Annotated in this window: 21 protein-coding genes; 16 read left to right on the plus strand and 5 right to left on the minus strand. The window is 69.2% G+C overall.

The features are described from left to right. The first annotated feature begins 76 nt into the window (after nucleotides 1–76). The 6 genes from ACIQFZ_RS18000 to ACIQFZ_RS18025 all read left to right on the plus strand — a co-directional run bounded on the left by ACIQFZ_RS18000 (nucleotide 77) and on the right by ACIQFZ_RS18025 (nucleotide 4,201). A complete protein-coding gene (locus tag ACIQFZ_RS18000) occupies nucleotides 77–532 on the plus strand; it encodes an Lrp/AsnC family transcriptional regulator (RefSeq protein WP_141366372.1) in 456 nt (151 codons plus the stop codon). A gap of 90 nt (nucleotides 533–622) precedes the next feature. Beyond that, on the plus strand, nucleotides 623–1,786 hold the full coding sequence (gene mqnE, locus ACIQFZ_RS18005; protein WP_402691639.1) for an aminofutalosine synthase MqnE: 1,164 nt from the start codon (nucleotides 623–625) through the stop codon (nucleotides 1,784–1,786). Between the two features lie 56 nt (nucleotides 1,787–1,842). Then, nucleotides 1,843–2,493, plus strand: a complete 651-nt coding sequence (locus tag ACIQFZ_RS18010; protein WP_365416546.1) for a UdgX family uracil-DNA binding protein — start codon at nucleotides 1,843–1,845, stop codon at nucleotides 2,491–2,493. Nucleotides 2,494–2,509: 16 nt separating this feature from the next. Beyond that, on the plus strand, nucleotides 2,510–3,034 hold the full coding sequence (locus tag ACIQFZ_RS18015; RefSeq protein ID WP_402691640.1) for a GNAT family N-acetyltransferase: 525 nt from the start codon (nucleotides 2,510–2,512) through the stop codon (nucleotides 3,032–3,034). Nucleotides 3,035–3,136: 102 nt separating this feature from the next. Continuing rightward, nucleotides 3,137–3,460, plus strand: coding sequence for a DUF4229 domain-containing protein (locus ACIQFZ_RS18020; protein WP_402691641.1), 324 nt, complete (start codon nucleotides 3,137–3,139; stop codon nucleotides 3,458–3,460). A 69-nt stretch (nucleotides 3,461–3,529) separates the two neighbouring features. Then, a complete protein-coding gene (locus ACIQFZ_RS18025; RefSeq protein WP_402691642.1) occupies nucleotides 3,530–4,201 on the plus strand; it encodes a TetR/AcrR family transcriptional regulator in 672 nt (223 codons plus the stop codon). On the opposite strand, the gene ACIQFZ_RS18030 is transcribed toward ACIQFZ_RS18025, so the two are convergent. Then, complete coding sequence (locus tag ACIQFZ_RS18030; RefSeq protein WP_402691643.1) at nucleotides 4,194–5,069, minus strand: MaoC family dehydratase; 876 nt, start codon at nucleotides 5,067–5,069, stop codon at nucleotides 4,194–4,196. The genes ACIQFZ_RS18025 and ACIQFZ_RS18030 overlap by 8 nt on opposite strands. Nucleotides 5,070–5,356: 287 nt before the next feature. Here ACIQFZ_RS18030 and ACIQFZ_RS18035 point away from each other — a divergent pair, with 287 nt between their 5' ends. Next, nucleotides 5,357–7,309, plus strand: coding sequence for an AMP-dependent synthetase/ligase (locus ACIQFZ_RS18035; RefSeq protein WP_402691644.1), 1,953 nt, complete (start codon nucleotides 5,357–5,359; stop codon nucleotides 7,307–7,309). A gap of 253 nt (nucleotides 7,310–7,562) precedes the next feature. Here ACIQFZ_RS18035 and ACIQFZ_RS18040 read toward each other — a convergent pair whose 3' ends face one another. Then, nucleotides 7,563–7,766, minus strand: coding sequence for a cold-shock protein (locus ACIQFZ_RS18040; RefSeq protein ID WP_004984723.1), 204 nt, complete (start codon nucleotides 7,764–7,766; stop codon nucleotides 7,563–7,565). A 359-nt stretch (nucleotides 7,767–8,125) separates the two neighbouring features. On the opposite strand from ACIQFZ_RS18040, the gene ACIQFZ_RS18045 reads away from it, so the two are divergent. The 7 genes from ACIQFZ_RS18045 to ACIQFZ_RS18075 all read left to right on the plus strand — a co-directional run bounded on the left by ACIQFZ_RS18045 (nucleotide 8,126) and on the right by ACIQFZ_RS18075 (nucleotide 18,233). Continuing rightward, the gene (locus ACIQFZ_RS18045) at nucleotides 8,126–8,974 is read left to right on the plus strand and encodes a menaquinone biosynthesis protein (RefSeq protein ID WP_365416555.1); all 849 of its coding nucleotides are present in this window, start codon (nucleotides 8,126–8,128) and stop codon (nucleotides 8,972–8,974) included. A 44-nt stretch (nucleotides 8,975–9,018) separates the two neighbouring features. Beyond that, entirely contained in the window at nucleotides 9,019–10,767 is a 1,749-nt protein-coding gene (locus ACIQFZ_RS18050; protein WP_402691645.1) for a serine/threonine-protein kinase, read from the plus strand. 154 nt (nucleotides 10,768–10,921) lie between these two features. After that, a complete protein-coding gene (locus tag ACIQFZ_RS18055) occupies nucleotides 10,922–15,409 on the plus strand; it encodes an FtsK/SpoIIIE domain-containing protein (protein WP_402691646.1) in 4,488 nt (1,495 codons plus the stop codon). 140 nt (nucleotides 15,410–15,549) lie between these two features. Continuing rightward, nucleotides 15,550–15,879: an SAV_915 family protein gene (locus ACIQFZ_RS18060; protein WP_402691647.1), complete on the plus strand. Its 330-nt coding sequence runs from the start codon at nucleotides 15,550–15,552 to the stop codon at nucleotides 15,877–15,879. Further along, on the plus strand, nucleotides 15,872–17,332 hold the full coding sequence (locus tag ACIQFZ_RS18065; RefSeq protein ID WP_402691648.1) for a hypothetical protein: 1,461 nt from the start codon (nucleotides 15,872–15,874) through the stop codon (nucleotides 17,330–17,332). The genes ACIQFZ_RS18060 and ACIQFZ_RS18065 overlap by 8 nt, the downstream gene beginning before the upstream one ends. Nucleotides 17,333–17,349: 17 nt before the next feature. After that, a complete protein-coding gene (locus tag ACIQFZ_RS18070; RefSeq protein ID WP_402691649.1) occupies nucleotides 17,350–17,934 on the plus strand; it encodes a DUF3592 domain-containing protein in 585 nt (194 codons plus the stop codon). Continuing rightward, the gene (locus tag ACIQFZ_RS18075; RefSeq protein WP_376547721.1) at nucleotides 17,931–18,233 is read left to right on the plus strand and encodes a hypothetical protein; all 303 of its coding nucleotides are present in this window, start codon (nucleotides 17,931–17,933) and stop codon (nucleotides 18,231–18,233) included. Before ACIQFZ_RS18070 ends, ACIQFZ_RS18075 begins: the two co-directional genes overlap by 4 nt. 106 nt (nucleotides 18,234–18,339) lie before the next feature. Here the strand turns inward: ACIQFZ_RS18075 and ACIQFZ_RS18080 are convergent, their stop codons facing one another. Beyond that, complete coding sequence (locus ACIQFZ_RS18080; RefSeq protein WP_141359484.1) at nucleotides 18,340–18,600, minus strand: WXG100 family type VII secretion target; 261 nt, start codon at nucleotides 18,598–18,600, stop codon at nucleotides 18,340–18,342. Between the two features lie 205 nt (nucleotides 18,601–18,805). Here ACIQFZ_RS18080 and ACIQFZ_RS18085 point away from each other — a divergent pair, with 205 nt between their 5' ends. Beyond that, complete coding sequence (locus ACIQFZ_RS18085) at nucleotides 18,806–19,051, plus strand: hypothetical protein (RefSeq protein ID WP_402691650.1); 246 nt, start codon at nucleotides 18,806–18,808, stop codon at nucleotides 19,049–19,051. Between the two features lie 51 nt (nucleotides 19,052–19,102). Further along, nucleotides 19,103–19,312 carry a hypothetical protein gene (locus ACIQFZ_RS18090; RefSeq protein ID WP_402691651.1) on the plus strand — a complete coding sequence of 70 codons (210 nt, stop codon included), beginning with the start codon at nucleotides 19,103–19,105 and terminating at the stop codon, nucleotides 19,310–19,312. 94 nt (nucleotides 19,313–19,406) lie between these two features. On the opposite strand, the gene ACIQFZ_RS18095 is transcribed toward ACIQFZ_RS18090, so the two are convergent. Then, entirely contained in the window at nucleotides 19,407–20,099 is a 693-nt protein-coding gene (locus ACIQFZ_RS18095) for a hypothetical protein (protein WP_402691652.1), read from the minus strand. Between the two features lie 202 nt (nucleotides 20,100–20,301). Next, nucleotides 20,302–20,706 (minus strand): hypothetical protein, encoded by a 405-nt coding sequence (locus tag ACIQFZ_RS18100; protein WP_402691653.1) that lies wholly within the window; start codon nucleotides 20,704–20,706, stop codon nucleotides 20,302–20,304. Nucleotides 20,707–20,720: the final 14 nt, after the last annotated feature.

Raw genomic sequence — 20,720 nt, forward strand, 5'->3', positions numbered from 1 at the left:
TACCAGTACCACTCGACACTTCAGGAACTTTCTTCAGATCTCTCGTCGGATCTCTTCAGTGGAAGGCTTCGATCGCATGGACGCGGTGGACAGACAGCTCATCCAGGCCCTGAGGGAGAACGGCCGGGCCTCTTACGCGGAGCTGGGGCGCCTCGTCGGCCTGTCGGGACCGAGCGTCACCGACCGCATCAACCGGCTGGAGGCGGCCGGTGTCATCACCGGCTACCGCGCCACCGTGGACGCCGCCTCGCTCGGTCTCGGCGTCACCGCCCTGATCGGCATTTCGCTCTCCGACGCCGCCGACCACGAGGACGTGGCGCAGCGGCTGAAGGACCTCTCCGAGATCGAGGACTGCTGGTTCATCGCCGGCGACGACTCCTTCATGCTCAAGGTGCGCGCCTCGGACGTCGACGGACTGGAGAGCATCATCCGGCGGCTGTCCGGGACGAAGGGCGTCTCCCGGACCCGTACCACCATCGTGCTGTCCACGAAGTGGGAGAACCGGGTGGGTGAGCTGCCCGAGGAGGTCTGATCCTTCAGGCGCGGAGCGCCGTTTGGGGGCACCCCCGCCCGGAGGGTGGGGGAGTACGGTGGTCGCAGTCTTCAGGAAAGAGGTAGAGGCATGGACGTCGGGCTCAAGCGCGAGCTGGAGGAGAAGGTCAGGGCGGGCGTCCGCCTGACCCGTGAGGACGGCATCGCGCTGTACGAGTCGGACGACCTGGCGTGGCTCGGCGGCCTCGCCCACGAGGTGCGCACTCGCAAGAACGGCGACGTGGTGCACTTCAACGTCAACCGGCACCTCAACATGACGAACGTGTGCACCGCGTCCTGCGCGTACTGCTCCTTCCAGCGCAAGCCGGGGGAGAAGGACGCGTACACGATGCGCATCGAGGAGGCCGTGAAGCTGGCCAAGGCGATGGAGTCGGAGAACCTCACCGAGCTGCACATCGTCAACGGCCTGCACCCGAACCTGCCGTGGCGCTACTACCCGCGTTCCCTGCGCGAGTTGAAGGCCGCCCTGCCGGACGTGTCGCTGAAGGCGTTCACGGCCACCGAGATCCACCACTTCGAGACGATCTCCGGACTGTCCGCCTCCGAGATCCTCGACGAGCTGATCGACGCCGGTCTGGAGTCCCTGACCGGTGGCGGCGCGGAGATCTTCGACTGGGAGGTGCGGCAGCACATCGTCGACCACCGCACCCACTGGGAGGACTGGTCGCGCATCCACCGGCTGGCGCACGAGAAGGGCCTGAAGACCCCGAGCACCATGCTCTACGGGCACATCGAGGAGCCCCGCCACCGCGTGGACCACGTGCTGCGGCTGCGTGAACTCCAGGACGAGACCGGCGGGTTCCAGGTCTTCATCCCGCTGCGCTACCAGCACGACTTCGTCGACATGCAGGACGGCAAGGTCCGCAACCGCCTCCAGGCCCGCACCTCCATGGCGACGGGCGCGGAGGCGCTGAAGACCTTCGCCGTCTCGCGGCTGCTCTTCGACAACGTCCCGCACGTCAAGGTGTTCTGGGTGATGCACGGCGTGCAGACCGCGCAGCTCGCCCTCCAGCACGGCGCGGACGACATGGACGGCTCGGTGGTCGAGTACAAGATCACGCACGACGCGGACAACTTCGGTACCCCGAACAAGCTGACCCGCGAGGACCTGCTGGAACTGATCCGCGACGCCGGCTTCCGCCCGGTGGAGCGCAACACGCGCTACGAGATCATCCGGGAGTACGAGGGCCCGAACCCGGCGCGCCGCGAGTCGCCGCAGCCGATGCGGGTGTGAGCCCGCGCGTTCCGCGCACTCCGTGACGTCGCCGGCCGGGCGGGTACCCGCCCGGCATGGCCACCGCGAAGGCGCCCGAGGACGCCTACACCGCCGCGCCCTTCGTCCCTGAGCACGCCGACCTGGCCGCCCTGCGCGAGGCGGCCGCGGGCTGCCGGGGCTGCCCGCTGCACCGGGACGCCACGCAGACCGTGTTCGGCGCCGGGGGCACCGGCGCCCGGGTCATGCTCGTCGGCGAGCAGCCCGGGGACCAGGAGGACCGGCGGGGCCGGCCGTTCGTCGGGCCCGCCGGGAAGCTGCTGGACCGGGCGCTGGCCGAGGCGGGCATCGACCCGGGCGAGACGTATGTCACCAATGCGGTCAAGCACTTCAAGTTCACCCGGTCCGGGCCCGGCAAGCGCCGTATCCACAAGGCGCCGAGCCTGCGCGAGACGGCGGCGTGCGCGCCCTGGCTGGCGGCCGAGCTCGGGCTCGTGGAGCCCGAGCTGATCGTGGTCCTGGGCGCGACGGCCGGCAAGGCGCTGCTGGGCTCGTCGTTCCGGGTGACCGAGGTGCGCGGGACGGTGCTGGAGGAGGAGATCCACGGGCGCCGGGAGCGGCTGGTGCCGACCGTGCACCCCTCGTCGGTGCTGCGCGCGGACGACCGGGAGGCCGCGTACCGGGGGCTGGTCTCCGACCTGAAAGTGGCTGCGCGCATCCTGATGTAATAGATACTATCGCTCAATGCCCCTTACTTTCACTCTTGATCCCGCCATCGACGCCGCTCTGCGCGACGGCATCCTCGACCTGTGGGCCGATGTCACGAACGCCGGCGGAGCGGTCGGCTTCGTGCCGCCCGCGAGGCGGGAGGAGATACGCCCGGAGGTGGTGCGGCATTTCGTGGCGCTGGCGGAGGGCCGCTCCCGGCTCCTGGTCGGCCACGACGAGGAGGGGCGGGTCGCCGCCACCGTCTTCCTGACCTTCAACACCCACCCGCTGATGACGCACTGGCTCTGGCTCTACACGATGATGGTGCACCCGCGCCACCAGGGCCGGGGCTACGGACGGGACCTGCTGGAGGCCGCCGCGGACGCGGCCCGCGGCTTCCCGGGCATCGACGCGATCCGGCTCACCTGCCGGGGCGGGCTCGGCCTGGAGCGGTTCTACGCCTCCTGCGGCTACAAGGAGGTCGGGCGGGTGCCCGGCGCCATCCGGGTGGAGCCGGGCGACGACCGGGACGACGTGATCATGCTCCTGCCACTGGCCTGAGGCTTTACCGGTCCTTGGCACCCCCCTGCGTGGTCCGGCGCCCGGCGTGCTTCACTGGACGGTGCCCCTTTGGGAACCTTCGGAACGGAAGAGTGGATTGAGATGCTCCGCTACACACTGATGCGCCTCGGGATCTTCGTGGGCTGCCTCGTGGTCGTCTGGGGCCTCGTCTACTCCGGTATCGCCCCGCGCGGCCTCGGCAGCTCCAACGGGCTGTGGATCGCCACGCTCGCCCTGTTGATCTCGGCCCCGATCAGCTTCGTCGTCCTGCGCAAGGAGCGGGACCGGGCGTCGGTGCAGGTGGCCGCGCGGGTGGACCGCATGAAGGCGGGCTTCGAGGCCAACGCGGGCCAGGAGGACCTCGCCGACGACCGGGCGCGGGCCCAGGCGCAGCCCCGGGAGCAGGCTCAGGGGCAGGCGTCCTGACGTCCTGATCCGTTCGGTGCGGCGTCCGCGCGACCGCAGGGCCGGTGCCCGAACCGTAGGCTTGCCCCCATGGGTGCCGTGAGGACCAGGCGGATGCCGAGAGCGGTGCGCGAGCAGCAGATGCTCGACGCCGCCGTCCAGATCTTCGGGCGGCGCGGCTACACCGCCGCGTCGATGGACGAGATGGCCGAACTGGCGGGTGTCTCCAAGCCGTTGGTCTATCTGTACCTGAACTCCAAGGAAGACCTCTTCACCGCCTGCATCCGCCGCGAGGCCGCCGCCCTGACCGAGGCGGTCCGTGCCGGAGTCCGCCCGGGGCTGCCCGCCGACCGTCAACTCTGGGAAGGGCTGCGGGCGTTCTTCACGCACACCGCGCGGCACCCGGAGGGCTGGGCGGTGCTCCACTTGCAGGCCCGTACGCACGGGGAGCCGTTCGCGGCCGAGATCGCCGCGATGCGCGCGGAGATCGTGGAGTTCGTCACCCAGCTGATCCTCGTCGCCGCCCGTGAGGCCCACCGCGACCCCGGTCTGCCGGAGCGCGAGGTCGCCGGGCTCGCCGAGGCCCTGGTCGGCGCCGCCGAGTCCCTCGCCGACTGGGCCAACGCCACCCCGGGCGTCTCGGCCCGCCAGGCGGCGGCGACCCTGATGAACTTCGCGTGGGCGGGCCTGGGCGACCTCATGGAGGAGCGGCCGTGGACCCCGCCCGCCGACGATCTCACCGCGCCGACCGCCCTCACGTGAGCGGCGGAAGCACCTCGCCCCTCAGATGGACCCGCTGTCCGGCGGGATCGCGCAACTCGAAGCGGCCGATGCCGTCGGCGGCGTGGACGACCGCGCTTGGCAGCAGCGCCGGGGATCTGAACTCCGCCCGGACCAGGGCGGCTTCGGGGGTGCCGTGGGCGGCGAGGCAGCGGGCGACGGTCCACATGCCGTGTGCGATCGCCCGCGGGAAGCCGAACAGGCGGGCGGTGAACGGGTGGAGGTGGATCGGGTTGCGGTCCCCGGAGGCGGCCGCGTAGCGCCGCCCCACGTCCGGTCCGAGGCGCCACTCGGCGACGGCGGGCAGGGGTGCGTGTTCCCGCCGCGCGGGCTCGGGCGCGGGCCCGTCGGTGCGGTGGCGGGCCAGGTACGTGCTCGTCGACTCCCATACGACGTCTCCGCCCGCCGCCCTCAGCACGGTGACGACGGCGGTCTCGGTGCCGCGCCGGTGCGGCACCAACCCGGCGACGTGCACGGTCAGTTCGTACACGCCCGTGGCGGGCAGGGTGGTGTGCCGGGTGATGCCGACCGAGGTGTGCACCAGCCCGAGCAGCGACAGCGGGAAGTCCCCGCCGCTCATCAGGCTCATGGCCGCCGGGAAGCCGAGCACGTGCGGATAGGTGATCGGCAGCGCGTCGTCGCCGGTCGCGAAGCCGCACACCCGCTCGTAGGCGGCCAGCCGCGCGAGGTCGACGCGGACGGAGGGCAGCACGAGCCGGGTGCGGGGGAAGGAGGCGTCCGGGCGGGGCCTTTTGAAGGGGGAGCGCAGAGCGCCGCGGGCCAGAGCCGTCGCCAGGCGGAGGTCCGACGCGGACGCGGTGCGGGCGAAGCCCGTGAAGCGGTCGGCCAAGTCCCCTCTCCCCACGGGCTCACCTCACTCATCCGAAAGCCAGGTTGCCGGAGGTAAGTCTGTGCCGGGGCGCGGGCATCCGGAGACCGGGGAGTACGCAGCCCTGCCCCGGACCGTCTCCGGACCCTTCCCGAACCCGCACGAACTCCCCATCCCAGCCCCGTACGATCGCGTTTGCAACCGGCGGTAACACCCCAAGAGCGCGCACCACCGGTGAACGACTCGGTAAGCGCGGCGCGTACCACGTGCAGCAGAGCAGCGCGCAGCCGCAAGCCCCAGGAGCCGCCATGCCTCTCTCGTACTCGTCCCCGTCGTCCCACGGTCCGGCCCCTTCGCCCGCCACGGGGTTCGACTACGACCTCGACGCGGTCCCGGCGTTCGTTCCGCCGCAGACCCGCCGGCTGGACGGCGAGGTGCGCGAGGCGTACGTCCCCCCGCTGGTGCCGCCGGTGACGCACGGCTCACTGGCCGACCTGCCGTTCGAGAACGCGGCCGCCGACCCCGGCCGCCAGGTCGTCAGCCGCCGGGACGCCGACGGCGGGTGGACGCATCTGACCGCCGCGCAGTTCGCCGACCAGGTACTGGCGATGGCCAAGGGCCTGATCGCGGAGGGCCTCGTGCCGGGCGACCGGATCGCGGTCATGGCGCGCACGAGGTACGAGTGGACCCTCCTGGACTTCGCCACCTGGGCCGCCGGTCTGGTCACGGTCCCCGTCTACCCCACGTCCTCCGTCTTCCAGACCCGCTGGATCCTCCAGGACTCCGGCGCGGTCGCCCTGGTGACGGAGAAGGCCCGGCAGGCGGCGGCCCTCGGCCCGGAACGCGAGCGCCTGATGGACCTGCGCCATGTGTGGGTCATGGAGAAGGGCCACCTCGACCGCCTGGCGGAGAGCGGCGCGGACGTCCCGGACCAGGAGGTCGCCGTGCGCCGGGGCGTCCTAGGGCCCGACACGCTCGCCACCCTGGTCTACACCTCGGGCACGACCGGCCACCCCAAGGGCTGCGCGCTGAGCCACGGCAACTTCCTCGCGGAGGTCGACAACGCCATCGAGGTCCTCTACCCGGCCTTCAAGGCGAGGACGTCGGAGGAGGCCGCGACGCTGCTCTTCCTGCCCCTCTCCCACGTCTTCGGCCGCATGGTCGCGGTCGCCTGCGTCCGCGCGGGCGTCCGGCTGGGCCACGCGCCGAGCCTGAAGTCGGAGGACCTGCTGGAGGACCTGGCGAGCTTCCGGCCGACGTTCCTGCTGGCCATCCCGTACATGCTGGAGAAGGTCTATAACAACGCGCGCGCCACCGCCGAGCGCGGCGGCCGGGCGTCGTCCTTCGACCGCGCGGCCGACGTGGCCCGCCGCTACGGCGAGGCGGCCGAGGCCCGCCGGCACGGTACGGGCCCCGGCCCCAGCCGCGCCCTGAGGACGGCCCGCGCCTTCTACGACGCCCTCCTCTACCGCCGTATCCGGGCCGCCCTCGGCGGCCGCCTGCGCTATCTCATCTGCGGCGGCTCCCCGCTGGGCCGCCGCCTGGCCGCGTTCTACGAGGGCGCCGGCGTCGAGGTCTACGAGGGCTACGGCCTGACCGAGTCGACGGGCGCGGCCACGGTGACGCCTCCGCAGAAACCCCGCCTGGGCACGGTCGGCTGGCCGCTGCCGGGCACGCGGGTGCGCATCGCGGCGGACGGCGAGGTGCTGCTGGCCGGGGGCCAGGTCCTGCGCGGCTACTGGAACCCGCACGCGGGCGGGGTGGTGCCGGCGACGCACGACGGCTGGTTCCCGACGGGCGACATCGGCCGCCTGGACGACGACGGCTACCTGACGATCACGGGCCGGAAGAAGGAGATCCTGATCACCGCGGGCGGCAAGAACGTCGCCCCGGGCCCTCTGGAGAACTGGCTCCGGGCCCACCCGCTGATCTCCCAGTGCATGGTGCTGGGCGACCGTCGCCCCTACGTCTCCGCCCTGATCACCCTGGACCCCGAAGGCATCACCCACTGGCGGCAGATGAACGGCAAGCACCCCGTGCCCGCCAAACTCCTCGTCGACGACCTCGAGTTGGCGGCGGTGCTGCAACGCGCCGTGAACGAGGCGAACAAACTGGTCTCCCGCCCGGAGTCCATCCGCCGCTTCGCCGTCCTCCCGGTGGACTTCACGGAATCGGCGGGCCACCTGACCCCGACGATGAAGCTCCGCCGGGAGGCGATCCTGCGTGACTTCGCACAAGAGGTGGAGGGGTTGTACGCGTAGCGTCCGCAATGGTGCGAACCGCCGCGGCGCCCCCTCATGGCCGCGGCCTTTGCCTCGCTCCGGTCATCTCCGGGCGGCGCGGCATTCATTTCCGGGAAGGCCGGTGATGCCTCGGAAAGAGTTCGCCGGGAATTCACCGGGCGGTATGTCCGGGGTTCGGCCGCCCCGGCCAGGGAAAGGCAGGAGCCCCTTCGCCGGACGGCGCGGGGCTCCTTGGGTACTGCACTCAAATCGGATTACTGCGCGCGAACGCTCAGACCGGGGTGACGTTCTCCGCCTGCGGGCCCTTCGGACCCTGGGTGACGTCGAAGCTCACCTGCTGGTTCTCTTCGAGGGAGCGGAAACCGGTCGCGTTGATTGCGGAGTAGTGGACGAAGACGTCGGGGCCGCCGCCTTCCTGGGCGATGAAACCAAAGCCCTTTTCGGCGTTGAACCACTTCACGGTTCCGGTAGCCATAAGCCCTCCCTGGGCTCAAAGGGTCGCCCTGCTCCAGAACCTGCAAGTGTGATAACGAAATCGCCGCACAACTGCATACGTCTGAAAACGACCAGAGCCCGCGGTCACATGCTCCGCAGGCTCTGTACTGCAAGGGAAACCAAACTGCAACTTGCTGGCGAGCCTAGCATGTGGGCAGCCGAATGCAATAGAGGTCAAGATCACTTCACCCGGATGTTTGAAGGTTCGGGTGAGAGGTTGACGCAGCGAGATCGACGGGGCCTCACAGAAGGATGGCAGAGACTCCGCCAATCGGGGTCCTCGGGGGCGGCGGCAGGGGCGGCCGGGGGACGGCGCCGCGCAGGGTCTAGCCTCACGATGTGGACAATTCTCGCACCCGGCCGCGCGTCGGCCACATCCAGTTCCTCAACTGCCTGCCCCTGTACTGGGGGCTCGCGAGAACCGGCACGCTCCTCGACTTCGAGCTGACGAAGGACACCCCGGAGAAGCTCAGCGAGCGGCTCGTGCGGGGAGAACTCGACATCGGGCCGATCACCCTCGTCGAGTTCCTCAAGCACGCGGACGACCTGGTCGCCTTCCCCGACATCGCCGTCGGCTGCGACGGCCCGGTGATGTCGTGCGTGATCGTCTCGCAGGTGCCGCTGGACCGGCTCGACGGCGCCCGGGTCGCCCTCGGGTCGACCTCCCGGACCTCCGTCCGCCTCGCCCAGCTGCTGCTGGCCGAGCGGTACGGGGTGGCCCCCGACTACTACACCTGCCCGCCCGACCTCAGCCTGATGATGCAGGAGGCGGAGGCGGCGGTGCTCATCGGCGACGCCGCCCTGCGCGCCAACCTCCACGACGGCCCGCGCTACGGGCTCGAGGTGCACGACCTCGGGCAGCTGTGGAAGGAGTGGACGGGACTGCCGTTCGTCTTCGCGATCTGGGCGGCGCGGCGCGACTACCTCGAGCGCGAGCCGGACATCACCGGCAAGGTGCACGAGGCCTTCCTGGCCTCCCGCAACCTGTCCCTGGAGGAGGTCGCCAAGGTCGCCGAACAGGCGGCCCGCTGGGAGGCGTTCGACCAGGAGGTCCTGGAGCGGTACTTCACCACCCTCGACTTCAGCTTCGGCGGCCCGCAGCTCGCCGCGGTGGCCGAGTTCGCGCGGCGCGTCGGCCCGACGACCGGCTTCCCGGCGGACGTGAAGGTGGAGCTGCTGCGGCCGTAGCGCACTACCCTGCTGTGAGGCGTACGGGGGAGGGAGAGGACGCCATGCAGCCGCTCGAAGCAGACGAGCCCGCCACCGTGGGTCCCTACCGGCTGCTCGGCCGGCTGGGCTCCGGCGGCATGGGCCGTGTCTACCTGGGCCGCAGCGCGGGCGGCCGCACCGTCGCGGTGAAGATCGTGCACCCGCACTTCGCGCTCGACGAGGAGTTCCGCGCCCGGTTCCGCCGCGAGGTCGAGGCCGCGCGCCGGGTGGGCGGCGCCTGGACCGCACCGGTCCTGGACGCCGACCCCGAGGCGCCGGTGCCGTGGGTGGCCACCGCCTACGCGGCAGGCCCCTCCCTTGCCGCGGCGATCGCGGACGCCGGCCCGCTGCCCGAGCACTCCGTACGGGTGCTGGGGGCCGGCCTGGCCGAGGCGCTGGCGGCGGTGCACGAACTGGGCCTGGTGCACCGGGACGTGAAGCCGTCCAACGTGCTGCTCACCCTCGACGGCCCGCTGCTGATCGACTTCGGCATCGCCCGCGCCACCGACGGCACCGCTTCCCTGACCTCGACCGGCGTCTCGGTCGGCTCGCCCGGCTACATGTCGCCCGAGCAGATCCTCGGCAAGGGCGTCACGGGCGCGGCCGACGTCTTCTCCCTGGGCGCGGTGCTGGTGCACGCCGCGACGGGCGAGCCCCCGTTCCCGGGCGACTCCTCGGCGGCGCTCCTCTACAAAGTGGTCCACGAGGAGCCCGAACTGGGATCCCTGTCGGGAGACTTGCGGGTCCTGGCGGCGGCCTGCCTGGCCAAGGACCCCGGCGCCCGCCCCGGCCCCGGCGAGGTGGCCCGCCGCCTCGCCCCCGAGGGCGCCTCCCGCCTGGTCGCGGCCGGCTGGCTCCCGTCCCGTCTGGTCGAACAGGTCAGCCGCAGCGCCGTGTCGCTGCTCAACCTGGAGGCGACGGCGGCGGAACCGCCACCCCCGTCGGAGTCCGGTCCGCTGGGGTTCAGCCGAGTCTCGGTGCCGGGCCCCGCCCCGGTCGCCACCGGTGAGCCCCCGCGGCCAGCGGCAGCCGTACCCGGCGGCGGGTTCGGCCCGCCACCCCTCATGGGCGCCGCGGCCGTGGGAGCCGCAGCCATGGGAGCCGCGGCGCCCCCTACCCACTCCGGTCCGCAGGACGCGCCCCCACTGGGGACCACCGCGCCGGCCGGCCCCGGCAGGTTCTCCGTCACCGTGGCCGGCAAGGCGGCGCCCGGCGCCGACGGCCGGGGCCGCCGCCTGAGCTGCACTGTGGTCCTCGCGGTCGCGGGCGCGCTGGCGGCGGTGACCGTCGGTTCGCTGTGGCTGTTCCCGTTCCGGGACGACAGCGCCGACAGCGCCGGCGCCGGCCCCGGCGGGACACCGACACCGGCCGCCACCGCGGGCGACGACCACCGCTCCACCGGGCCGAGCGCCACCGCCTCGCCCGTCCCTGCCCGCTACCTCGGCACCTGGGAGGGCCAGGGCACCGCCCTCGACGGCACCCTGCCCCTCGGCGACTTCCGGCTGACCGTCCACCAGGCCGCCGTGGGCCGCGAACTGGGCACCCTCCACCAGACGGACCAGCTCGGCGGCGTCTGCGACGACGTACTCACCCTGAAGCAGGTGACGAACACCCAACTGGTCGCCGTCTCCAGGGGCGCCAAGACCAACCACTCGGGCTGCAACCCCGCCCCGCACACGGTCCGCCTCACCCAGGTCGGCGACGACCTCAAGTACACGGCGGACAGCTCCGCGGAGGGGAATCCGGTGGCACGGCTGTCGAAGGTCGGCTAGCGGCGGAGAGCGGCGAGTCCGCGAGAGGCAGCCGCCCGCGCCCCATGATCCGCCTCGCCCTCGCTGTCACTACTGTGTCTGCAGCCGGAGTATCCACGGCAGTCAACTGTGGTAAGGAATGTGGCCGCAGAGGCCAACGGGGAGGAAGACCGCCATGCGGGTGCTGGTCACGGTCGTGCGCGAGGGTGGTGAGCCGTATGACGTCGTGATCACGACAGACGACACGGCAACCGCTGGAGACGTAGCGGAGGCGTTGAGGGCGACTCTCGAACATCCAGAACACCCACCTCCCGGCATCCAGGGAAACGTTGTTCCGATGCCAGGCAGGCCCCTTGCCACCTCGCTCGGCTACGGCCCCGGGGCCTCCGTGACGTTGCCGCTGTGGGCGGATGGCGTCCCCTGCGAACAGGGTGCCCCTGCCCTCAGCGTGCTGCGCGACGGCATGCGCGTCTCCGTCGACGACTCGATAGGCCCGCTCCTGCGCCGGGGTGAGCCGACTGGTCAGTACGAACTCAAGGTCTCGGGTGGCCCCGCGTCAGGTCGGGTCATCCGACTGGGCGTCGGTGTGGCCACCATCGGATCGGCGGCCACCTGCTCGCTCTCCCTGCCGGATCCTGCTGTGCCGTCGGTCGCGCTTCGGTTGACCATCGATGTGCAGGGCAACGTCACACTGAGCCCTGAAGGCAGTGCGGCGGTCCGGTTGGACGACGAACCGACGGAGGCCGGGAGCGCCTGGCCGCTTGGCGGCGTCGTACGCATCGGTGATTCGCTCTTGGTCCTCGACAAGGTGGCTCAGCCCGACGCACACCTGTCCGCCATGAGCGAGGGCGGCCTCGCCTACAACCGTCCCCCTCGTCTCTCCTCACTGCGCCCCCGACGGCGGCTCGTTGTGCCAGTGCCGCCCACGAAGGGAGAGCGGGCACGCTTCCAGTTCCTCATGGCGTTCATGCCCCTGCTCTTCGGGCTGGGCATGTACTTCGTCACCAAGCAGATCTACATGCTGGCGTTCTGTCTCATGAGCCCGCTGATGATGGCGGGCCAGTGGCTGAGCGAGAACCGTGAGGGCAAGAAGAAGCACAAGACCTCGCTCAAGCAGTACAAGAAGGATCTCGCCGCTCACCAGGCCGAACTGGCCGTACTGGGCAAGGAGGAGCAGCGCGCTCGACGCAAGGACACCCCCGATCCGGCCGAGATCCTGCTCTTCGCCACCGGTCCGCGCCGCCGCCTCTGGGAGCGCCGGCTCACGGACCCGGACGCGATGCAGCTGAGGGTCGGAGTCGGCAGCCTGCCCTCCGACGTCGAACTCGTCCTCGCGAACGGCGGCACGTCGTACGGCGAGGATGCTCCGGAGCCTCCGATCCTGCCGGATGTGCCGGTCACCCTCCCCTTCACCCAGATCGGGGTCGTCGGCATCGCTGGCGACCGGGCCCGAGCCCTCGCCACGGCACGGTGGCTCGGCGTGCAGGCCGCCGTCCTTCACAGCCCCCGGGACCTCTCGCTCGTGATGCTCGCCGCCACCCCGGCCGCAGGAGCCGAATGGCAGTGGACGCACTGGCTGCCCCACACCAACCCGGATCAGGGGCAGGACTGCGTCGCGTTGGTCGGTTTCGACTCGGAGGGGATCACCCGTCGGGTCAACGAGCTCCTCAACGAACTGGCCCGACGAAAGGCGGCCCGCGAGCAGAACAACATGACGGGTCAGCTGTACCCGGACCCCAACATCCTGTTGGTCCTCGACGGAGCCCGACTTCTGCGGCGGGTACCCGGAATGCCCCAACTGCTGACCGAGGGACCGCAGTACGGCATCCTCGCTCTCTGCATCGACGAGGACGAGCGCCTGCTGCCTGAGGAGTGCAAGGCTGTCGTGGCCTGGTCACCCGAGGCAGCGCACCATGTGAGGGTGCGCGGGTACGGCCTGGAGTCCGTCGGGGACGTCCTGGCCGACCAGGCCACACCGGAGTGGTGCGAACTGCTCGCCCGGTCCCTCGCGCCCGTGCGTGATGTCAGCCGTGACGACGCCAACAGTGCCCTGCCCACCTCTGCCCGGTTGCTGAGTCTGCTGGGGCTGCCCGATCCCACGGGTATGGATGTGGAGCGGATCTGGAAGACGGGCGGCTCGACGACGGCCGCGCCCATCGGCATCGCGGCAGACGGGCCGTTCATCCTGGACATCCGGCGAGACGGTCCGCACGCACTCGTCGCGGGTACGACGGGGGCTGGTAAGTCCGAGCTTTTGCAGACGATCATCGCCTCGCTCGCCGTCGCCAACCGCCCCGACGCCCTGAACTACGTCCTCATCGACTACAAGGGCGGCAGCGCGTTCATGGACTGCGCCCGGCTGCCGCACACAGTCGGCATGGTCAGTGATCTGGACGCGCACCTGACCGAGCGGGCCCTGGCATCCCTCGCGGCCGAACTGCACCGCCGGGAGAAGATCCTTTTCGACGCGGCCACCAAGGACATTGAGGACTACAACGACACGCGCAAGATCCGCCCCGAGCTCGAGCCGATGCCTCGGCTCGTCCTGGTCATTGATGAGTTCGCCTCGCTCGTCGCCGAACTCCCCGACTTTGTTGTGGGTCTTGTCGACATCGCCCGCCGTGGCCGTTCCCTCGGTGTGCACCTGATCCTGGCCACGCAGCGGCCTGCGGGTGTGGTCAGCGCGGACATCCGTGCCAACACCAACCTACGGGTCGCGCTGCGGGTGACGGACGCGTCGGAGTCCATGGACGTCATCGACGCCCCCGACTCGGGCGCCATCGCAAAGTCCACCCCCGGACGCATGTACGTCCGCTCCGGCGCCCAGTCCCTGGTCGGCGTGCAGTCGGCGCGTATCGGTGGCCGCCGCCCCGCCACGGGCCGTACCGGCCCCAAGGCGACGCTGCTCCAACTGCCCTGGAATGCCTACGGCCGCCCGCTGCCGAAGCCGGCGGAGTCCGAGGCCGACGGCACCATGGTCACCGACTTGGCGGTCCTCGTCGACGCTGTGGCTGACGGCGCGCTGCGGATGGGCTTCGGGGAGCAGCGCAGCCCGTGGCTGGAGCCGCTGGCGCAGCAGGTGACGCTGGAAGAACTGGCCACATACGGCAAGGCCCCTTCGACTCAGGAGGGACACGGCGACGATGTGCCGCCCATTCCGTTCGGCCTGATCGACCTCCCGGCCCAGCAGAGCCGTAGGCCCATGGTCCTGGACCTCGTGCACGGCGAGCACACGATGCTGGTGGGCGGCGCACGCTGTGGCCGCTCGACAGCCCTGCGCACGCTGGCCGGCTCCCTGGCCCGCACCACCTCCCCGTACGACGTGCACGTCTACGGCATCGACTGCGGTTCCAACGCACTGCTGCCGTTGATGCGCCTGCCGCACGTCGGAGCCGTGGTCAGCCGCGACGAGCCCGACCGGGTGCGACGCCTGATCGACCGGCTGCTGGCCGAGATCGCAAGGCGTCAGCAACTGCTTGCCATGGAGGGCGCCTCCAGCGCCGCGGAACAGCGCGCAGCCGCGGCGCCCGAGGACCGGCTCCCGTGGATGGTGCTGCTCCTCGACAGCTGGGAAGGCTTCACCTCCACCTTTGAAAGTTTCAACTACGGTCAGCTGATCGAGTTGATGCAGCGGATCTTCCGTGAAGGCTCCGCGGTGGGCCTGAAAGTGGTCATGACCACCGACCGCAGTGGCCTGAGCGGGCATGTCTCCTCCGCCTTCGCCGAGCGGCTCGTCCTGCGTTTCGCCGACCCGAACGACTACTCCACGGCTGGCCTCCAAGCTCGCGAAGTGCCCAAGAACATGCCACCCGGCCGTGCCCTGCGCGTCACCGATGTCGGTGTCGACGAGACTCAGATCGCCCTACTGGACGACGATCCCTCGGGCCAAGCCCAGGTCCGTGCATTGCGAGCCATCGCGGAGGAGGCCGCGTCACGCCACGGCCGCTTGGCCGTAGGGCACCGCCCCATGCGGGTAGACGCGCTGCCTTCCCGGATTACCGCCTCCGAGGCGCTGGCCTTGGACCCCGACTTCGCACCCACGTCGCCACTGTGGGCACTGCTGGGCGTCGGTGGCGACGAACTACGCCCAGTCGGTATCGACCTGGAGGAGAACGGTCCAGGGTTCGTCATCGCCGGCCCGCCGAAGTCCGGCCGTTCGACCTTGTTGATGGCCGCCACCCAGTCACTCCTGGCGGCCGGTACTCGCGTACTCGTCGTCACGCCGCGCCGTTCGCCGCTGCGTGATCTACAGGAGAGTGCAGGTGTCCTTGGATTCCTCAACGCCGACAGCCGCGAGGAAGACCTCGAGGAACTGGTGGAGAACCTCGAGGGAAGCCCGTACGTCGTCGTCATCGACGACGCAGAACTCCTCTACGACACTCGGCTCGACGAGGCCCTGGAGAGCGTGGTCCGCAAGGGTGGTGACGGAGGCATCGGCCTCATCGCCGCCGGCATGACGGACAGCCTTGCGGGCCAGTACCGCGGCTTCGTCACAGAGGCCCGCAAGTCCCGAAACGGCTTGCTGCTCACCCCCCAAAGCCCATCGGACGGCGAGCTGTTCGGCGTCCGGCTGCCGGCGAACAGCGGCGGCGGACCGGTCGGCAGCGGACTGTTCGTGACGGGAGGCTCGTTCATGCCCATCCAGGCCGTCACGAACGGCTGACGGCACGGCGGTACAGGGCTGGGACTCCATCCGAGCCGGTGGCGTCCCAGCCGCCCGTTGGCGGCCGGGAATTGCGGGGAAGTTGCCAAGCCTTAGAGCGCTTCATGCTTCGATCGGCGCACGACTCGTACGATGGGCCGATGGATTCGACGCAGCCACCCCAAGAAACTCCAGATGTGCTGGTGTTGCCCACGATGAAGGATCTGCCGCGGGACGAAGACGGTGCACCACTCCTGGAAGGCGCGGTCGATGTGATGCTCATTCCACTGCAGACGGAGTCAGGCGGGGAGCAACTCGTCGCCCTCGCCTTCTCCACCGTGGTGCGCTTGGTCGAGGCGATGGGCGAGGAACAGCCGTGGGTCGCCCTCCCGACCGACAAGCTGGAGGCGGCACTTCAAGGGTCGGGCGCCGGAGCAATTCTCATGGACCCGCGACTTCCTGGCAGTGCGGGAAATCCGACAGATGGTTGATCCGAACTTCTCGGGAATTAATCCCGCAAACCTCCTGAAGACCATCAACAACCTCGTGTCAAGCAGTAAGGACCTTCATTCGGGCAAGAGTGCGTACTTCAGTCGATTCCGGACCTTCGGACTCGATACTGGCAGCCTGACTCAGATCGATCGGATCGCTTCCTGGGTCGACGACGAACTGCCTATGCTCCGTCGTCGTCAAGCACTTGCCGAAGCCATGGAATTCAAGGGCATGGGGCCCAAGCCCACCATGGTCCAACTGCGCGAGCCGGTCTGGACAGTACAACAGGCACGGACGGAGGGTGCAGATCTGGCCAAGGAAGCCGACGGGCTCACGGGGATGTCACCTGAGGAGGCAGGCCCGAAATTCCACCACATCGCTGAGGAACTGGCGAAACACAGGGGTGATCCGGACTTCGCCTCGGCGTTCTACGCCAAGATGGACCCGAACCTCGTCAAGAACCTTCCCATGGCCATCGCCCTGTCCAATGCGCCGACGGCAAAGGAGGACGCCAAGATCTTCGGTGCCGCGTTCACGGCAGCGGCGAACGCCCCCAGCCCGGCGCCCGGATTCAACAAGGTGCTGGATCTCTTCCACGGTGACATCCCCAAGGACGAGCCGGGGGCGGTCTTCAACCGTGCGCTGATGCAGGGTGACGGCCCCGACCTGTGGGACACAGCTTGGAAGCACCTTACGAAGGCAGTTACGGACCTGGGCGACCCGAAGGCGACGTGGACAGTGCACGCAGGACTCATGGCCGCTGTCATCGGCGTCCAGTCCAACTTGGCGGACAGGTTCTGGGACGAGGCGGAAGAGTTCTCGAAGGCAGCAAAGGCGGCCTATGAGAAACGAATCAACGCCATGACGCCCGCAGAGCGTGCAAGGTTCAGGAAGGAGACGAGGTTCAACGCGAAGGCCTCCAAGACAGCCTCCCGCGAGGCCGAGCGTGTCTTCTCCAAATACGGTATGGGCTCGCTGTCCAGGCTCATGGAGACCTCGGTCGGGGGTGGAGTCCGCTGGTTCGCTGACAAGATCCCGTTCATCAGGGCGGCGCCGGCGGGCGCGAACGCCGGATGGCTCGGAAAGATGTTCAGAGCGGGCGGGCGGGTTCCCTTGGTGGGCACACTGCTGACGGTCGGCGGCATCGCATACGACATCGAGGTCAACCACTCGGACCCGGATGTGGCCGTCGTTTCGAACGTCGCCTCTCTCGGAGCCGGAATGGCCGGTACCTGGGCCGGCGTGGCTGCCGTGGCGGCTTGCGGGGGACCAGTCGGCTGGGGCGTGGCAGCAGGCATCGTGGTCGGTGCCGGGCTTGGTTACGCTGCCTACTACGCCCTGAACACCGATACCGGCAAGAAAGCCGTGCACGCCGTCAGTCATGCGGCCTCGGAGGTCGGCAAGGGGATAGGCCACGCAGCCAAGAAGCTCGGTGGCTGGCTAGGGCTTTGAGACGGAGAATCGTTCTCGTGGGAAAAAAGAAGCGGTCGAGGGATGCCTGGACACCTCCACCGAAATCCTCCGAACGGCTGGCTGCTGAGGCCGAGTTGCGCAAGCTACGCGCCGGTGTACGGCAGCCGCCACTGCCGCAGCGACGGCTTGTCGCGGCCATCTTCCTCATGGCCGTGGCTGCCTTCGGAATCTTCCTGGTGCTCTGGCTTCCCTCGCACTCGCTCGTGGACGACCTGCGTTCTCGCGGAGTGACCGTTGCCGCCGAGATCGTGGCCTCGCCGCGGGACAAGTTCGGCGGTCCGGGAAATATCAGGATCCGATTCGTCGATCCCAAGCGCGGGTCGCAGGAGACCGCGCTCAGCGACTGGGGAGGAAGGCGCCCTGCTGGTTTGGTCGCGGGCTCCTCCGCGTCTGTGACCTATGACCCCCGGGACCCGAGCAGGGTACTGACCACGAAGTGGGTGCAGAATCCGCCGACCATGACGCTGCCCATGCTGGTGTCGCTGGTGCTGGCCCCAGTTTTGCTGGCTGGTGCGATCTTCCTTGCGATACGACGTCACACGGTGCTGAAGGCATCGAAGACTGAAAGGTGTCACGAATGACGGATTCCGAGCCCAAAGTCGCAAACCCCAGAAAAGCGGACCTGGAGAAGTTGCGCCGCGATCTCGCGAGAGACGTCGAGTCCTTCACGAAGGCGCTGCAAGGGCCGACACGGGACATCGGCGGCGACAAGGTCTGGGTCGGCAAGAACGCTCGCGCCTGGCACCGGGAACTGGAGGGCCGTCATAGGAAGCTGGGTGAAGAGGTGGGCAAGCTGCTCCCCATTGTCGACGCTGCCATCCGTAATGAGCCCGACAAGGTCCCAGCGGCCGAAGCCCGGCTGTACCAGAAGGGCGTCTGACGGTCCGGAACGCGTACACGTACCACCAGGGCACCGGCCCCTGACCGCGACGGCCTGGGGTCCGGTGCACTGACAGAATGCGGCACAAACAATGGGCCGCCTGGGATCAGGTGGCGCGCTCGATGTTGTCGGCGCTCGTGTTGGCCGACTTGCTGGCATCGTGGAGGGTGTCGACCCACTTCGAGAACGTCGGCTTGACGTCGTGCCAGTCCTGACGGAACCGGTCGGCCTTCGGGCCCTTCCAGTAGCTCTCGCTGCTACCCGTCGCCGAGTCCAGCTCCTTGATGAGCACCTGCAGATCGTGGGACTTGCGGGCGTAGAGCTTGGAGAGCTCCCGAAGCCGATGGAGATCTGCACCGCGATCCATAGCGATCCTCCCCGTTGGTTCAAAAGCAAGCGGACTGTCCGTTTGCAACAGTGGACGCTACCGCACCAGCCGTGGTGCTCGTCCAGCACTGCGGGAGATCGGGTCTTCTGGTGAACGAACGGTGATGGTCCGGCCCATGGGGCCGATCAGAGTGAGTGAGGCAGCGTCAGTATGCAGAAGTCCTGAGACAGCGGGGGAGGCTGCTATGGCAAATCCTGATATTCAGGAACTGAATCGTCGAGCTGGCCAGTTGAGGTCTCTGGCCGACCACATCGACTCGCGCGTCGACACCGCCAAGAAGCACGCCACCACGGGGATGAAGACCTGGTCGGGCCCGAACGCGGACATCGTGCACGGCAGGCTGAAGAGTTGGCATGCGACGTGTGGCACGGTTGCGAAGACGCTGCGGGACGAGGCGCATCAGTGCACTCAGGACGCCAAGGATCTGTAGGAAAAGAAGAAGTATGTGAGCGCTGCCGCCTCAGGGGAGGAATCCACACCAGTGCCCTCGTGCGACCGCTCGCGAGCACGCTGCCGGCTGGCCGACCGCCACATCGCCGTCTTCGCCCACCTGCTGGACGGTGAGACGTCTCCCGAGGAGTTGTGGGAGTCGCTAGTCGATCTCCAGCGCATCGGTCCGGTGGGAGAAGAGGGTGAACTGGCCCTCTGCACCGCGACCTGCTCGGCGCTCTGGCGGACTCGATGGTCGTGATCCAAGTGGAAGTCACGGGCGAGCACGGTCCCGTCAACCATGGTGACGAACGCCAGACGATCGTCAACTGGGTGCCCGCGCGGAGGACGACCGCTCACCCGTTGCGCACCAAGGCGTATGCGAACACGAGTCGCCGGTCGATCCACCCGGCCCTGAGCAGGAACGAGCGGCTCCCCTGAGACGTCATCACCAACTCATCATTGGCCCGCCACTCCAGAAGTCGCTCTGGCGAGGAATGGTCACCTCCCTCCGCGCCGAGGTCGGCCACACCCTGGACGACGTTCGTGAGCAACTTCCCGGCCCCCCGCTGAACGATTCCCTTGGCGCCGCCCTTCGCCCACTCGTGGCAGCTCGCGATGATGGGCCGTCCGGGCTGCTCTATGTACCACTCCGGCTTCAGGGCCCGTTTAAGAGCGGTGGCTGTACGAATCGAGCCGATCACACGTCCGTCGCCATCGTGGACCTGGAAGTAGCGTTCTCCGCTTCTGACTTCCGGCGCGGTGAGGTAACAGAGAAGCTGCTGTCCTTCGGGGTCCTCGAACAAGCAGAGGTCTCCGGGCGTGGACGTTGACGACTGGGACTCTGGCGGGAAGAACGCGCACGGTGCGAAGACACGGCGCATGCCACCGCCGCTAGGAACACGGAAGGCGCGCGGCCCGTGGACGGCGTTCTTCTGACCACCTGCGGCCGGACATTCCTCGGTCCCGATCACGAACTCCCACGCATCCGCCCAGCCGATGGGCTGCGCGGGCGGCTCTTCGACTTTCCTGCTCCTGCCGAACGCCATACCTGACTCCTATCGCGACCTGTGCATCAGAGAACGACACGACTGTAGAAGACCATCGAATCCGGTGGGGCCGCGCCTGGGAGGGCTCAGCGACGGCACGTTGGCCACTGCAGTCAGCCTGGGCCTGTCGCCATGACAGCTCGAGCAGTGCACCAGGGACGGCGGCGCGACCTTCCTGTCCTACTTGCTCGTCCTTCCTCAATCACACGCCCTTCTCGGCGAGGTTCGACACCTCGAACCACACCCCCGCGAACTCCACCGTGTCGCCGACCTGGACGTCCTTGTATACCGCTACTGGGGTCGCGGCGTAGTTCGCAACGATGCCGGTGGCTCCGGCAGCGTGTCGACGCACGCGATCGTGAGGGACACACCGGTGGGTAGCGCTGTACGCCGCCGTTGTTGAGCGGGGGAGTGTCTGGCTCTCGAGCGGGAAGGCCTTGGCTCCCGCGGCAAGAACCGTGGGGCTCGTGGTCAAGCACAGGCCCTCGGCGTCGGAACCGCCGGTTGCGGTGAGGGACTCAAGACCGGACAGCGCGTCATGCTGGTGACCGATGTCGTCCCAGTGCTCGACGACCTTGGCGCCGGCATAGATGGCGCTGGTTCCCACCCGCGCCGATGATG

Origin of the sequence: Streptomyces sp. NPDC093064 (assembly GCF_044754605.1) — a bacterium.
Classification (GTDB): domain Bacteria; phylum Actinomycetota; class Actinomycetes; order Streptomycetales; family Streptomycetaceae; genus Streptomyces.